This is a genomic window from Streptomyces swartbergensis (assembly GCF_002148965.1).
GTDB lineage: Bacteria > Actinomycetota > Actinomycetes > Streptomycetales > Streptomycetaceae > Streptomyces > Streptomyces swartbergensis.
The window spans coordinates 1-13,844 of record NZ_NGFN01000233.1 but is presented as its reverse complement, the minus strand read 5'-3'; the positions used below and the strand labels follow the sequence as shown (position 1 = coordinate 13,844).

10 protein-coding genes, 1 rRNA gene and 1 pseudogene are annotated in these 13,844 nt (G+C 71.8%); 5 read left to right on the top strand and 7 right to left on the bottom strand.

The window, feature by feature from the left end; genetic code table 11:
• Together CA983_RS29660 and CA983_RS29650 are read right to left on the bottom strand one after the other, a co-directional pair.
• Nucleotides 1–212: ribosomal RNA gene (locus tag CA983_RS29660) — 16S ribosomal RNA — on the bottom strand; the annotation flags it as partial.
• A 583-nt stretch (nt 213–795) separates the two neighbouring features.
• Nucleotides 796–1,344, bottom strand: coding sequence for a MarR family winged helix-turn-helix transcriptional regulator (locus tag CA983_RS29650; protein ID WP_086603897.1), 549 nt, complete (start codon nt 1,342–1,344; stop codon nt 796–798).
• Nucleotides 1,345–1,466: 122 nt separating this feature from the next.
• Between CA983_RS29650 and CA983_RS29645 the strand changes: the two genes are divergently transcribed.
• Entirely contained in the window at nt 1,467–2,732 is a 1,266-nt protein-coding gene (locus tag CA983_RS29645; protein WP_086603896.1) for an MFS transporter, read from the top strand.
• Nucleotides 2,733–2,775: 43 nt separating this feature from the next.
• Here the strand turns inward: CA983_RS29645 and CA983_RS29640 are convergent, their stop codons facing one another.
• The 3 genes from CA983_RS29640 to CA983_RS29630 are packed head-to-tail and all read right to left on the bottom strand — an operon-like array spanning nt 2,776 to nt 6,578.
• Nucleotides 2,776–5,478, bottom strand: coding sequence for an ABC transporter permease family protein (locus tag CA983_RS29640; protein ID WP_086603895.1), 2,703 nt, complete (start codon nt 5,476–5,478; stop codon nt 2,776–2,778).
• Nucleotides 5,479–5,512: 34 nt separating this feature from the next.
• Nucleotides 5,513–6,205, bottom strand: a complete 693-nt coding sequence (locus CA983_RS29635) for an ABC transporter ATP-binding protein (protein WP_167407493.1) — start codon at nt 6,203–6,205, stop codon at nt 5,513–5,515.
• A 1-nt stretch (nt 6,206) separates the two neighbouring features.
• A complete protein-coding gene (locus CA983_RS29630) occupies nt 6,207–6,578 on the bottom strand; it encodes a peptidase inhibitor family I36 protein (RefSeq protein WP_086603893.1) in 372 nt (123 codons plus the stop codon).
• Between the two features lie 315 nt (nt 6,579–6,893).
• Between CA983_RS29630 and CA983_RS29625 the strand changes: the two genes are divergently transcribed.
• Together CA983_RS29625 and CA983_RS49680 are read left to right on the top strand one after the other, a co-directional pair.
• Complete coding sequence (locus CA983_RS29625) at nt 6,894–7,562, top strand: response regulator transcription factor (RefSeq protein WP_158101901.1); 669 nt, start codon at nt 6,894–6,896, stop codon at nt 7,560–7,562.
• 3 nt (nt 7,563–7,565) lie between these two features.
• A pseudogene (locus CA983_RS49680) lies at nt 7,566–7,949 on the top strand (helix-turn-helix domain-containing protein); the annotation flags it as partial.
• 140 nt (nt 7,950–8,089) lie between these two features.
• On the opposite strand, the gene CA983_RS29615 reads toward CA983_RS49680, so the two are convergent.
• Nucleotides 8,090–9,754 carry an ATP-binding SpoIIE family protein phosphatase gene (locus CA983_RS29615; RefSeq protein WP_086603891.1) on the bottom strand — a complete coding sequence of 555 codons (1,665 nt, stop codon included), beginning with the start codon at nt 9,752–9,754 and terminating at the stop codon, nt 8,090–8,092.
• Between the two features lie 173 nt (nt 9,755–9,927).
• Nucleotides 9,928–11,301, bottom strand: a complete 1,374-nt coding sequence (locus tag CA983_RS29610) for an NAD(P)/FAD-dependent oxidoreductase (RefSeq protein WP_086603890.1) — start codon at nt 11,299–11,301, stop codon at nt 9,928–9,930.
• 380 nt (nt 11,302–11,681) lie between these two features.
• On the opposite strand from CA983_RS29610, the gene CA983_RS29605 reads away from it, so the two are divergent.
• Nucleotides 11,682–12,461, top strand: coding sequence for a TetR/AcrR family transcriptional regulator (locus CA983_RS29605; protein ID WP_086603889.1), 780 nt, complete (start codon nt 11,682–11,684; stop codon nt 12,459–12,461).
• Between the two features lie 344 nt (nt 12,462–12,805).
• Nucleotides 12,806–13,844, top strand: a 1,039-nt coding sequence (locus tag CA983_RS29600; RefSeq protein ID WP_143645581.1) for an RNA polymerase sigma factor, incomplete at its 3' end; no start/stop codon positions are given.

Sequence of the window (13,844 nt, the reverse complement as noted above, 5' to 3'; positions counted from 1 at the left end):
GCCGGAGCTTTCGAACACCTCGGATGCCCAAGGTGGTCAGTATCCGGTATTAGACCCCGTTTCCAGGGCTTGTCCCAGAGTGCAGGGCAGATTGCCCACGTGTTACTCACCCGTTCGCCACTAATCCCCACCGAAGTGGTTCATCGTTCGACTTGCATGTGTTAAGCACGCCGCCAGCGTTCGTCCTGAGCCAGGATCAAACTCTCCGTGAATGTGTACCGGTAATCCGGTGCTACACCACGAGAGCGGAACAGTCAGGCGGAATAAGCCCGACCGTTCACAGCGTCCTCGCTGTGTTTWTTCAAAGGAACCTCGCCCCAGCTGATGCTGGAGACGGGGTATCAACATATCTGGCGTTGACTTTTGGCACGCTGTTGAGTTCTCAAGGAACGGTCGCTTCCTTTGTACTCACCCTCTCGGGCTTTCCTCCGGGCGCTTCCCTTCGGTCTTGCGTTTCCGACTCTATCAGATCCTTTTCTCGACCTGACCCCCAGTCAGCGGGGTTCGTCTTCCCGGCCCTTGGGCCGTTCCGACGGGTCCAACCTTAGCGCGTTCTCTCGGCGTTTCCAAAATCGAAGCCGGTTCGGAGTCGATCAGGTCGTCGAGTCCCAATTCGAATTGAATTCGGGCACGCCGAAATCAACCCCGTTGGGATCGATCTTGCTAGTGGTTGGGTGCCGCTGGTGCGGCGGAAGCGCTGTCGCAGAACCGTTACGGCTCCGCGGCAACCCGAAGAACTTTACGGATCGGGGAGGGGGCTGTCAAGTGGCCCCTGTCAAGATCTTTTGTGAGGCGTCAGTCCAGGTCGGAGAGGCGGCCGCCGGCGTCCGGCTGGGCGTCCTCCACCCGGCGCAGGAGGCGAGTGAGGACCTCGCCGAGCGCGGTGCGCTCGTCCGGGGACAGGTCCTGGAGCAGGTCCTCCTCGAAGACCGACGCCAGGCGCATCGCCTCCAGCCACTTCTCCCGACCTCCCTGGGTGAGCTCCACGATGACGCGGACCCGGTTGGACTCGTCCCGCTCACGGGTGACCAGTCCTTCGCCGACCATGCGGTCGATGCGGTGGGTCATGGCGGCCGGGGTCAGTCCGAGGCGCTTCGCGAGGTCGCTGGGCCCCAGACGGTAGGGGGCGCCGGAGAGGACGAGGGCCTTGAGGACCTCCCACTCGGCGTTGCTGATGCCGAGGGCCGCGGTCTGACGGCCGTAGGCGACGTTCATGCGGCGGTTCAGGCGGGACAAGGCGGAGACGATCTGCTCCACCTGGGGGTCGAGGTCCTGGAACTCGCGCTGGTACGCGGCGATCTGCTCTTCGAGGGTCGGCTCGCTGGGGCCGGGGGTGTCGCCCATGGGCGCAGTATGGCACGGCCGTTCTTTGCCTTGAAGTCCTTGAGTATGTACTCTTTAGCTTCAAAGTTTAGTTTCGAAGTCTTCACTCCTAACTTGTGAGAGAGGTGAACGTGACCAGGGCGATGGGCGCAGCGATGCGCCGGATCCACTTGGGCAACGCACTCAGCGCGTTCGGGCTCGGCTTCACCGTCCCCTATCTGTACGTCTACGTGGCGCAGGTGCGGGGACTGGGAGCCATGACGGCGGGTCTCGTACTCGCCGTTTTCGCTGTGGCGGCGCTGGTCGTGCTGCCGTTCGCCGGGCGGGCCATCGTCCGGCGTGGACCGTTGCCGGTGTTGCTCGCCGCCCTGGTCACCTCCGCCCTGGGTGCGCTGAGTCTGGGGGTCGCGAGCAGTGCGGCCGCCGTGCTGGCGTCGGCCTCCCTGCTGGGGGCCGGGCAGGCCGTGATGCAGCCGGCGCTGGCCACGATGATCGTGGACTGCTCGTCGGCGGAGACGCGGTCGCGGGCCTTCGCCACGCAGTTCTTCCTGCAGAACCTCGGGCTCGGGGTCGGTGGCCTCATCGGCGGTCATCTGGTCGACACGACGAGCGCTGCCTCCTTCACGCTGCTCTTCGCGATCGAGGCGGCGATGTTCCTGCTGCTGGTCGTGGTGATGGCGACCGTGCGGATGCCGCACGCGCCGCGGATCGAGGGCGCGCCCGTGGCGTCGGGGCGGGGCAGCTGGAAGCAGCTGCTGGGCAACCGGGCCATGGTGCAGCTGTGTGTGCTGGGCTTCGTGCTGTTCTTCGCCTGCTACGGGCAGTTCGAGTCGGGGCTGAGCGCGTACGGGGTCGAGGCTGCCGGGATTTCGACGTCCGCGCTGGGGACGGCGCTGGCCGCCAACACGCTGGTGATCGTCGTCGCGCAGTTCGCCGTGCTGCGGTTCGTGGAGCGGCGTCGGCGCTCGCGGGTGATCGCCGCTGTCGGGCTGATCTGGGCCGTGGCCTGGGCTGTCGCCGGGTACGCGGGCCTTGGGCACGGGAGCCAGGAGATGGCGACCGCCGCGTTCGTCTCGACGTACGCCTTGTTCGGGCTGGGTGAGGCGATGCTGTCGCCCACGGTCGCCCCGCTGGTCGCCGATCTGGCGCCGGAGGGGATGGCAGGGCAGTACAACTCCGCGTTCGCTCTGGTCAAGCAGCTCGCGCTGGCCGTCGGGCCGGCGGTGGGCGGGCCGCTGGGGGCTTCGCTGCACGCGCCGTACATCGTGGCCTTCCTGCTGTTCTCGCTGGGGATCAGCTTCCTTGCGGTGCGGCTGGGGCGGCAGCTCACGGAGGTGCAGGATCGGCCGTGGCTCGCGAAGAGCCGGGTCGTGGCGCGGGGTGGGGCGCCCGTTTCCGCGGACGTGTGAGGCACCGGCGCCGTCGGCGTGCGCCCGGGCCGGGCTGTCCGGGTCAGGCCGATCGCGCCTCGGTCACGCGAAGCCGGTGGGCCGAGTGGACCGCGGCGAGCAGCGCGGCGAAGTAGATCGCCGCGGCGAGGACGGCCAGCTGCCACCACGGGACGCTCAGCACGAAACCGGAGATCCGCGCCGCGAGGACGACGGTCGGGAATACAGCGATCACCAGGCCGAGCAGGGTGCTCACGGCGATGAGAGCCGCGTGCTGACAGAGCAGCACCTGGCGTGCCCAGCGCGGCGGGATGCCCACGGCGATCAGTCGGGCGAGGTAGCGACGCAGGATGCGGGTCTGGCTGCGGGTGGCGGCGAGCACGGCGGCGAGGGCCAGGGCCACCAGGCCCACCGCGGTGGCCAGGAGCGCTGTCGGGGGCACCGGGTCGTCGGGCTCCACGTGGATCAGCACCGCACCGGCGTCCAGGCCGGCGTCGATCACTGCCTGTTGCAGGGCGTGGGCCTTCTTGTCGGAGACACCGGTGACCATGACGGGTCCGTGTGCCTGGATCGGCAGGTCGAGCGCGGTCGCGGTGGCGCGCAGCATGATGCCGTCGGAGCCTGTGCGCCATTCGGCCGGGTCCACGTCGAGGGCCGTGGCGGGCAGGGCGGCGGTGCGGCCCAGGACCTTGTCGCCCTGGCGGACGGCGAGACGCAGGCGGGTGTCCGGCCCGGTGGGGGCGTCGGCGGCGTGTGACCAGACCAGGACGCCGCCGTCGCGCAGGACGGAGGTCTGGCCCGGGTCGAGTCGGCGGCCGGTCAGTCGTTCGACATCGCGGGGGTGGTTCGCGGCGAGCAGGCTGCCGTACTGGCCTTCCCGGCCGGCCATCAGGGGGTTGTCCGGGTCTCCGGCCATCAGGAAGCGCACCTCGGTGCGGGGCAGGCCGTCGAGCCCGCCGGAGGTGCCGGCCGTGCGCAGCAGTGCCTTGCTGGGCGGGTGGGTGTCGCTCCCGTAGCCGGCCAGCAGGACCTGCCCGGGCAGGACCGCCGGGTACGACTGCTTCTCGACCGTGCGGATGAGGGTGTCCAGCAGGGTGACGTAGCCCAGGGACGCGCCGAGCAGCACGGTGAGCACCGCCAGGGCGGCGCAGGCCCTGGCCCGGTCGGCGGCCAGCTGCCGTCGCACCAGGCGGCGCCGGGGGCCGCCCTCCGGCATCAGTCTGAGCAGCCCGGCGAACACCTCGGGGATGGTCAGGAGCACTGCGGCGATCATGATGCCGGTGAGGACCATGGCCTGGGCGGGCGAGTCGACCCGGGTGGCGTACACCGCCGTGGCGCACCACGCGGCGACGGCCAGCAGGTGCCGGGCGTCGCGGGCGCGGCGGCCGGACGGTCGATCGGCTCGTGACACGCTGTCGTCCGCGCCGGGCGGGCGGCTGGTCTCGCCCTGCCGGGTGCGGGCCAGCACCGCCCCGGCAATCAGGCCGGTCAGCAGGACCACGGCGAGCAGGCGCAGTGCGGGCATCGCGAGGTCGTCGAGCGGGCCACCCGGGCGCTCGCGCAGGTGGGAGATGAGCAGGCGGGCCCCCATGCCCACGGCGACACCGGCGACCGCTCCGCACACCGCCGCGGCCAGTGACCAGGCCAGCGCGGCCAGAGCCGGGGCGGCCGCCGCCGTCGTACGGGAGAGGCCGACGGACACCAGTGAGGTGGTGGTGCGCCGGAAACGGCGGCCGTTCAGCCCGAACACCAGGGCCACCGCTGCAGTGGGAACCAGCAGGGAGGGGACGGTGTAGCCGGCCGGGGTCTTCTCGATCCAGGTCTTCTGCGGGCGGGCGGACAGCTGGTCCCTGGTGACCAGGGTGGCGGTCACGGCGGTGCGCGGGTCCCGCCGCAGGGCGGCGGTGTCCTCGCTGTCGTCCCGGCCCTCGGCCCAGGTGCGTGCCGCCCCGGCGAAAGCGTCGACGACGGCCTGCTGCCGCTCCCCCGACCACACGACGTCCATCTGGGCGGCCAGGACCGGGAATCCCTGGCTCAGGCCCGGGTCGAGCGTCGCCCAGGTGCCCGGTCCGAGCAGCAGGTTCGCGGTGTCCGCGGACCGGTCGTCGACGGTGCCGACGACCTCGAGCCGTACGTCGCCCAGCACGGTGAGGGTCTTGCCGACCGAGGCCGGCACGTCACGCGGCTCGGTGACCGCCACCTCGCCCGGTCGGCTCGGCCACCGTCCCGACAGCAGCTTGTACCGCTCGGGGTACGGGTGGGCGGACCAGGCGGTCTCCAACGCCGTCACATTGCGGGCCGGTGTGGTGTTGAGCTGGACGTCGGTCGCGCTGAGCACGACCTCGGCGTCGGTGGCTCCTGCGGCGCGCAGCCGGGTCCGGAGATCTTCGAAGAACGTGTCGTCGCCGGGCAGCAGTGACACCCCGCTGCCATAGCCGACCTTGGCGCCGAAGCGGCCCAGTTCGTTGTCAGCGACCTGTTCTCCCGACAGGGACAGCGTCCGCAGGGTGACGAACATGGCCATCACCAGCAGCGCCGCGACGAAGACGAGCGCGACCGACCGGGCCAGGGCCCGGGAGCGGGCCAGCCGCCGGGCGAGCCGGAACGTCAGACGAACCCTGCCGCCGTAGGTCAGGGGGGCGGACGGCATCGGCTCCGACGGCACGGGTCCGGCGGTCGTGGGCCCGGCGGTGGTGGATCCGGCGGTCACAGGTCCGGACATCGGGTCGTCCGTCGTGCGGCCGTGGGTCCCGGACTCGTGCGTCATGCGGCCTGCCCTCCCGTGTCGTCGTCCGTGCTGGTCACGAGCGGGATTCCAGACGGCCGTCGACGACCTCGTAGACCGTGTCGGCGAAGTCGCGGCAGCGTGGGTCGTGCGAGCAGATCACGGCCAGGACGCCGTCGTCGCACAGTTTCCGGAACAGCTCGAACAGCTCCTTGGTGGCCGTCGAGTCCAATGCGCCGGTCGGTTCGTCCGCCAGCAGGACCGACCGCTGTCCGGTGAGCGCCCGGGCGACTCCCACGCGCTGCCGCTGGCCGCCGGACATCTGCCAGGGAAACCGGTCCTCCAGCCCGGCGAGGCCGACGCGGGCGAGCTGGTCCAGTGCCTGCCCACGAGCCTCGGCCACCGAGAGGCCGGCGGCCTCCAAGGGCAGTGCGACGTTCTCCGCCGCGGTGAACTCCTCGATGAGGTTGTGCTCCTGGAACACCACACCGACGGTACGCAGCCGCAGTGACGCGCGCAGCGCCTCGTCAGCCGTGCCCACGTCGACCCCGCCGACCCGGATCTCGCCGGAGTCGGCGGCATCCAGGCCGGCGAGCAGGTTCAGCAGAGTCGACTTGCCGGAGCCGCTGGCGCCGTACACGCACACGAACTCCCCCGCCCGGGCGGTGAAGTCCACGTCTCGCGCGGCCCATACGGTCTCGGCCGCGGAGCGGTACGCCTTGCACACCCCGCTCGTCCGGACAAGCGGTGCACCAGCGGCTGCGGTCAACTCAGCATCCGTTCGTCGTACGCCAGGACGAGATCTCGTCGCTGTTCCAGGGCGCGACGTTGTCGTCGCTGTCGTTGCGGTGCATGCTCTGCCGGTCGCCGGAGCCGTTGGAGTGCTCGGCCATGCAGCCGGTGTGGCTGGCGGAGCGGTTGGCCCACGAGTCCATCTCGTCGTTGCGGTCACCGCTGAGGTTCGTCCAGGTGCCGGAGCCGTGGCCGCGCTCGCCGATCATCCAGCGGAAGTCGTTGTTGCCCCACATGCACATGTTGTTGGAGTTGCAGTCGCTCAGGGCCGCGTTCGCCACGCCCTGCGTGGTGAACAGGCTCGCGCCGACGATCATCGTCGCCGCTATGGCGGTCTTGACTCTCATCATTCCCCCTCATAGTCGTGTACCGGTGTCCACCACGACCCTCGGGCACCGCCGCCACCGGCTGCACCCCCCCGTTGAGGGGTCCTTCGTTCCTTCGTCACCCTGTTGGGGGGTTGACAGGGAGGCAAGGGTCGGGCGGCACGGTAAGCGCTTGACCCGCGCATGACCAAGTGTGAGGCTGCAGGCGCCAGTTGACGTCTGAAGGACCCGCTCCTGACCACAGCGTGTTCTCACGACCAGCCTGACTCGACGGGGGTACGGATGTTGCGTGTCGCGTTGGTGGCTCCCTCGCTTTCCGCCCGCATCGCGGTGCGCAGGGTGCTGGACGAAGCAGAGCAGTTCGGCGTCGTCGCCGAGGGCGCTCCCGGCACTATGGCCGATATCGTGCGCTGGTCGCGGCCGGACGTCGTGGTTATCAGCCATGCCGCGGAGAGCGAGGCCCTGCACACGCTGCTGCGGCTCGGCGGTGGGAAACCGGAGGGACGACGGCACGCGAGGCCGGGGCAGCGCACCGGACGGCCCGCCAGCGTCGTGCTGGCCGAGCATCTCACCGGCCACGGCACACGCCAGCTGCTCGGCCAGGGCGCGACGGGCGTCCTGCGTCGCAGTACGGCCGCTCAGCACCTGCCCTGGGCGGTCACCGCAGTCGCCCAGGGCAGTCTGGCGCTGGACCCCTGCCTGACGGAGGCCCTCAAGACCGCCTACGTCCGGCCCGCTCCGGCCGACTCCGAACGCGTCCCGGCCGAGGCCCTGGTCTCCACGCTCACCCCACGCGAGCGGGACGTCCTCGCCCTCGTCGGCGAGGGCATGCCCAACCGGGAGATCGCCGCCGCCCTCAGCCTGAGCCCTGACACGGTCAAGGATCACCTGCGCCGCATCTACACCAAGCTCGGCGTCGAGACCCGGCTGCACGCGGCCCGCATCGCCTGGCACGCGGAGGGCGGTCCCGCTCACCGGCCGGTCCGGTACGCGCCTGAGCCGATCTAGCCAGTGCCGCGACAGGCGACGTTCGCCCTTCGAGGAGCGGCGTCCGGTGCGTGCTCTGGGGGTACCCCCTGCTCGAAGAGCTCGGGGGAGCGTGCCGGGCGTCATGACGGGGCGAACGCTGCCCGCCGCGGTGCTGGTGACCGGAGACCGCCGTTGTCGGTGACCGATGCCCAGCGGGCCGTGCTGGAGGGCTGGGTGCGTCGCCGTACGACGGCCCAGGCGCTGGCCCAGCGGTCGCGGATCGTGCTGGAGTGCGCCGACGGGCACTCGATCATGGAAGTGTCACGCCGGCTGCGGATCAGTCCGGACACGGTCCGCACCTGGCGCAGGCGCTTCCTCGAACGCGGCCTGGACGGCCTGTCCGACGAGCCACGGCCCGATGCCCCACGGAGGATCACCGACGTCGAACAACTCCGCCGCGAACGCCTCCAGGTCCTCCCGGAGCGAGGCTCCGTCGTCCGCCCGGAGGGCGGGCCTTGCGGCCCAGCGCCCGTGACGGCGGAGCCCGGTACGGGCGCCGCCGTCCGTCACATCCCCCCGCGCGGCAGGGCGAACTCGCACCACACCGCCTTGCCGCCGCCCGGTGTGCGGCGGCAGCCCCAGTTCGACGCGATCGTGGCGACGATGGCGATGCCCCGGCCCGATTCGTCGCCCGGTTCCGCGCGGCGGCGTCTGGGGAGGTGGTCGTCGCCGTCGGTGACCTCGATGATCAGGCGGCGGTCGGTGCGGCGCAGGCGCAGGCGCATCGGCGGGGTGCCGTGCTGGAGGGAATTGGCGACCAGTTCGCTGGTGGCCAGGACGCCCAGGTCGTGCAGGTCGGCGGGGAAGCGCCAGCTGGTCAGGACGCCGGAGGCGAAGGCACGCGCGCGTGGGGCCGCTTCGACGCCGCCCAGGAGTTCCAGGGCGGCGTTGCGGAAGAGCTCGCTGTCCGGGCCCGTCCGGGCCGGGTGCTGGAGGACCAGGACGGCCACGTCGTCGTCGTGGTCGGGGGTCACGCCGGCCGAGCGGACCAGGCGGTCGCAGACGACCTGGGGTGTGCCGGTGGCGCCGGCCAGGGCGCGTTCCAGGGCGGCGATGCCCTCGTCCAGGTCGGCGTCGCGGCGCTCCACCAGGCCGTCCGTGTAGAGGACGGCCGTGGAGCCGGGGCCGAGGGGGATGGAGCCGGAGGTGTGCATCCAGCCGCCGGTGCCGAGCGGCGGGCCGGTGGGTTCGTCGGCGCGCAGGACCGTGCCGTTCTCGTCGCGGACGAGGATGGGGAGGTGGCCCGCCGAGGCGTAGACCAGCTTGCCCTCGTTCGGGTCGTGGACCGCGTACGCGCACGTGGCGATCTGGTTGGCGTCGATCTCGGCTGCCAGGCCGTCGAGGAGCTGGAGGACCTCGTGCGGGGGCAGGTCGAGGCGGGCGTAGGCGCGGACCGCCGTGCGGAGCTGGCCCATGACCGCTGCCGCGCGGACGCCGCGGCCCATGACGTCGCCGATGACGAGGGCGGTGCGGCCGCCGCCCAGGGTGATGACGTCGTACCAGTCGCCGCCGACCGCGGCCTCCGTGCCGCCGGGGTGGTACGTGGCGGCGACGCGCAGGTCGTCGGGTTCCTCGAGTTCCTGGGGGAGCAGTGACCGCTGGAGGGTCACCGCCGTTTCGCGCTGGCGGCGTTCGCTGGCGCGCAGGCGTTCGGCGGCTTCGGCGTGGTCGGTGACGTCCGTGGCGAAGACGAGGACTCCGCGGGCGTCGCTGCCGCCCTTGCCGTCGCCCTGGGCGACCGGGGTGCAGGTGAAGGTGTAGGAGCGGCCGTCGGGGGCCTTGCGGGACTTGACCGTGCGGGGCTTGCCGCTGCGCTGGACCTGGTCCAGGAGGGGGAACAGGCCGAGGGCGTCCAGTTCGGGGAGGGCCTCGCGGGCGCGCTTGCCCAGGGGACGGACACCGAAGGCGGTCGTGTAGGCGTCGTTGACGTAGGCGATGCGGTGGTCGGGGCCGTGGACCAGGGCGACGAGGGACGGGACGCGGTCGAGGACCTCGCGCACCCGCAGTTCGTCGACGGCGGGTACGGACGGCGACTCATCGATCAGTTGTTCGGTACGGGCGGCGGGTACGGAACCTTCCCCCCGCCGGTCCGGGGAGGCCGTCTGCTCGGTCCGCGCTGCGGCGCGGCGCTGCGTTCCGGGGAGCCGGGCGCTCCAGCGCGTGAAGTTCACGAATCCTTGCCTCGTGTAGTCGTCGGCGGCCGGCACCGGAACCGGCCGGGGCCCCGGGGGCCCGCACCGGGGTGTGTGGGGGCACGCCCGCGGTGATGGACCAGTCTGGCAGTGAGCGGACCGGACCGGCATCCGTCAGACGCCGGGCCGGCCGGTGGAGTTCCTGGGTCCGGTCAGGACGACCCCTTCGGGTTGTGCGGGGGGTCCTGGAAAGGCTTTCCACCGGCCGCGAGTTCGAACTCGGCCCGGGGGTGTTCGAGTGAACCCAGGGAGACGATCTCTCGTTTGAACAGGCCGGCCAGGGTCCATTCGGCGAGCACGCGTGCCTTGCGGTTGAAGGTGGGCACGCGGCTGAGGTGGTAGGCGCGGTGCATGAACCAGGCGGGGTAGCCCTTGAGCTTGCGCCCGTAGACGTGCGCGACGCCCTTGTGCAGGCCGAGGGAGGCGACCGAGCCGGCGTAGGCGTGTTCGTACGTCTGCAGGGGCTCGCCGCGCAGGGTGTGCACGATGTTGTCGGCGAGGACCTTGGCCTGGCGCAGGGCGTGCTGGGCGTTGGGGGCGCATTCGCGGCCGGGTTCGGCGGTGACGTCGGGGACGGCGGCGGCGTCTCCCGCTGCCCACGCGTGCGTGGTGCCCTCGACGGCCAGTTCCGCCGTGCACCTGAGGCGTCCGCGGTCGTTGCGGGGCAGGTCGGTGGCGGCGAGCACCGGGTGGGGTTTGACGCCGGCCGTCCAGACGACCGTACGGGTGGGGAAGCGGGCGCCGTCGCTGAGGACGGCGACCCGGTCCGCGCAGGACTCCAGGCGGGTCTGGAGGCGTACGTCGATGTTGCGGCGGCGCAGTTCGGTGACGGTGTAGCGGCCCATCTCCTCGCCGACCTCGGGCAGGATGCGGTCCGAGGCCTCGACGAGGATCCACTTCATGTCCTCGGGCCGGATGTTGTGGTAGTAGCGCGCGGCGTAGCGGGCCATGTCCTCCAGCTCGCCGAGCGCCTCCACGCCGGCGAAGCCGCCGCCGACGAAGACGAAGGTGAGGGCCGCGTCGCGGATCGCGGGATCGCGGGTGGAGGAGGCGATGTCCATCTGCTCGATGACGTGGTTGCGCAGGCCGATCGCCTCCTCGACGGTCTTGAAGCCGATGCCGTGGTCGGCGAGGCCGGGGACCGGCAGGGTGCGCGAGACGGAGCCGGGGGCGAGGACGAGTTCGTCGTACATCAGCTGCTGCCCGCCCGTGCCCTCCTCCTCGGTGGCGAGGGTGGTGATGGTGGCGGTGCGCTTCGCGTGGTCGATGGCGGTGGCCTCGCCGATGACGATGCGGCAGCGGTCGAGGACGCGGCGCAGCGGTACGACGACATGGCGGGGGGAGATGGCGCCCGCGGCGGCCTCGGGAAGGAACGGCTGGTACGTCATGTACGGGTCGGGGGTGACGACCGTGATCTCCACCTCGCCCCGATCCAGTTCCCGTTTCAGTCTGCGCTGGAGGCGCAGGGCCGTGTACATCCCGACGTAGCCACCACCGACAACGAGAATGCGCGCACGTTCCTTCACCCTCCCATGACGCACCCACCGCTTGCGTTTGTCCACAGCCTCGACGAATTGTGTGACCGGAGCGGGAGAGCGCGCGGAGTTGGCCGGAAAGGCGAGCTGCGGTAAGTATGCGCAGGTCGACAGGGGTGGTGCGGGGGGCGGTCGGGGGCACATTCGGGACGTATACGGCCCGTACTCCGATCGGTGGGCGCTCCGTGCGGAACGTGCCCCTTCTGAATTGACTTCCTCTCAACTATGTTCGTGTGTCGACGGGGTGTAGGGGGATGCGCTCACCGGGTCCGCGACGGGCGGGCCCGCGGACCACGGGCCCGTTCCTCCGTCCCGGCATCGTATGGCGGGGAGTGTCTCCGGGGGGAGACGTCATTACCGGGGGAATGCATATGCATGTTCAGGACTCTCATTGGTCGTCCGCGTCCGCTGTCGCGGCGGGTGGCGTGACGATGAGCGCGACGGCGGGCAACGGACGCGGGAACGGACCGCGGACGACGCCGCTGCGCGTGGACGCACAGCGCAATCTGGAGCACGTGCTGCGGGCGGCGCGTGAGGTGTTCGGCGAGCTGGGGTACGGCGCGCCGATGGAGGACGTGGCGCGACGCGCGCGGGTCGGCGTGGGCACGGTGTACCGGCGGTTCCCGAGCAAGGACGTGCTGGTGCGGCGGATAGCCGAGGAGGAGACCTCCCGGCTGACCGACCAGGCCCGTGCGGCGCTCGGGCAGGAGGACGAGCCGTGGTCGGCGCTGTCGCGCTTCCTGCGGACGTCGGTGGCCTCCGGCGCCGGGCGGCTGCTGCCTCCGCAGGTGCTGCGGGTCTCGGTCGAGGAGGACCGGGCCGGTCAGGCGCGGGTGCCGCAGCAGCGGACGCAGCCGGGCTCTGCGGAGCTGCGGCTGGCGCCGGAGGAACCGGTGGCGGTCGCCTCGGTGCCGGCGTCGGCGGTCGCGGCGGAGGACGACTCCGGGGCGTCGGCGCTGCTCGAGGTCGTGGGTCAGCTCGTGGAGCGGGCGCGTGCGGCGGGTGAGCTGCGGGCGGACGTGTCGGTGTCGGACGTGCTGCTGGTGATCGCGACGGCCGCGCCCTCGCTGCCGGACGCGGCACAGCAGGCGGCCGCGTCGGCCCGGCTGCTGGACATCCTGCTGGAGGGGCTGCGGTCGCGGCCGGCGTGAGGTCGGGCCGTCGGCGTGACGTCATGCCGGCGTGGCCGGCCGCCGCAACGGGCGGACCCATCGGCCGGGCTGGTCGGCCGGGCTGGTCGGCCGGGCTGGTCGGCCGGGCTGGTCGGCCGGGCTGGTCGAACGCACCAGTCGGCTTCGCCGGCCGATCGGGCCGGTCGCCTTCCGAGCCGAAGTGACGGAGGATCATTCCCCGAATGAGTGACGGCCAGTACTGGGGTGCGGTAAATCCCCACGGATGAGTGATGGTCCGGGCTCCGGGGGTCTGACCAATAGCCAATATGGCACTGTGACCCGGTGGTCTGGACGTGTTGGCCGGCTGGCGGGGGCTTTCCGCGATGAGCGTTGACGGGCGGGACGAGTCGAGCGGGAACGGGGACGCCACAGCCGGCGGCCCGGTCCCGCCGCAGGTGCCGAGCCAGGGCGGACGCGGGAGCGTCCCACCGGGCGGGCATCCCGCCGACGGCTCGGTCCCGCCGCAGCGCGCATGGCGTGAGGACAGCGTCCTGCCGCCGCGCGAGCTGCCGCCCTCCGACGCCGACCTCATCGACCGGATGCGCTCGGGCGACGACACGGCGTACGAGGAGCTGTACCGGCGCCACGCGCAGGCGGTGCGCCGGTACGCCCGGACCTGCTGCCGTGACGCCTACACCGCGGACGACCTGACCGCCGAGGTCTTCGCCCGCATGCTCCAGGCGGTACGCGGCGGCTCCGGCCCCGAGCACGCCGTACGCGCGTACCTGCTCACCTCCGTGCGGCGGGTCGCCGCCTCGTGGACGCGGTCGGCGCGGCGGGAGCAGCTCGTCGACGACTTCGCGGTGTTCGCCGCCCAAGCGGCACGCGGCGCCGCCGGGTCCGACGACGACACGCTGGAACTGGGCGCGGACGTGCGGGCGATGCACCAGGCCGATCGGTCCCTGGCCATGCGGGCCTTCCGGTCGCTGCCGGAGCGGTGGCAGGCCGTGCTGTGGCACACCGAGGTGGAGGACGAGTCGCCCAGCGAGGTCGCCACGCTCTTCGGGCTGGACGCCAACGGCACGCGGGTGCTCGCCAGCCGGGCCCGCGAGGGCCTCAAGCAGGCCTACCTCCAGGCCCACGTCAGCGCCACGCTCACCGACGACGAGGAGTGCGCGCGCCACGCCGACCAGCTCGGCATGTATGCCCGCGGCCGGCTGCGCACACGTGCCGAGCGGGGGCTGCGCAAGCACCTGGAGGAGTGCGCGAAGTGCCGGCTGGCCGCGACGCAGATCGAGGAGGTCGCCGGCGGTATCCCCGCCGTCGTGCCGGTGGCGGTCATCGGCTGGTTCGGTGCCGCCGGGTACGCCAAGGCGGCCGGGCTCATCGCCGGAGGCGCGGGAGCGGGGGCGGCCGGAGCCG

Excerpts from the sequence above, each read along its gene's own strand:
- CA983_RS29650 (WP_086603897.1), bottom strand. The coding sequence starts at position 1,344 with ATGGGCGACACCCCCGGCCCCAGCGAGCCGACCCTCGAAGAGCAGATC.
- CA983_RS29645 (WP_086603896.1), top strand. The coding sequence starts at position 1,467 with ATGGGCGCAGCGATGCGCCGGATCCACTTGGGCAACGCACTCAGCGCG.
- CA983_RS29640 (WP_086603895.1), bottom strand. The coding sequence starts at position 5,478 with ATGACGCACGAGTCCGGGACCCACGGCCGCACGACGGACGACCCGATG.
- CA983_RS29630 (WP_086603893.1), bottom strand. The coding sequence starts at position 6,578 with ATGATGAGAGTCAAGACCGCCATAGCGGCGACGATGATCGTCGGCGCG.
- CA983_RS29605 (WP_086603889.1), top strand. The coding sequence starts at position 11,682 with ATGCATGTTCAGGACTCTCATTGGTCGTCCGCGTCCGCTGTCGCGGCG.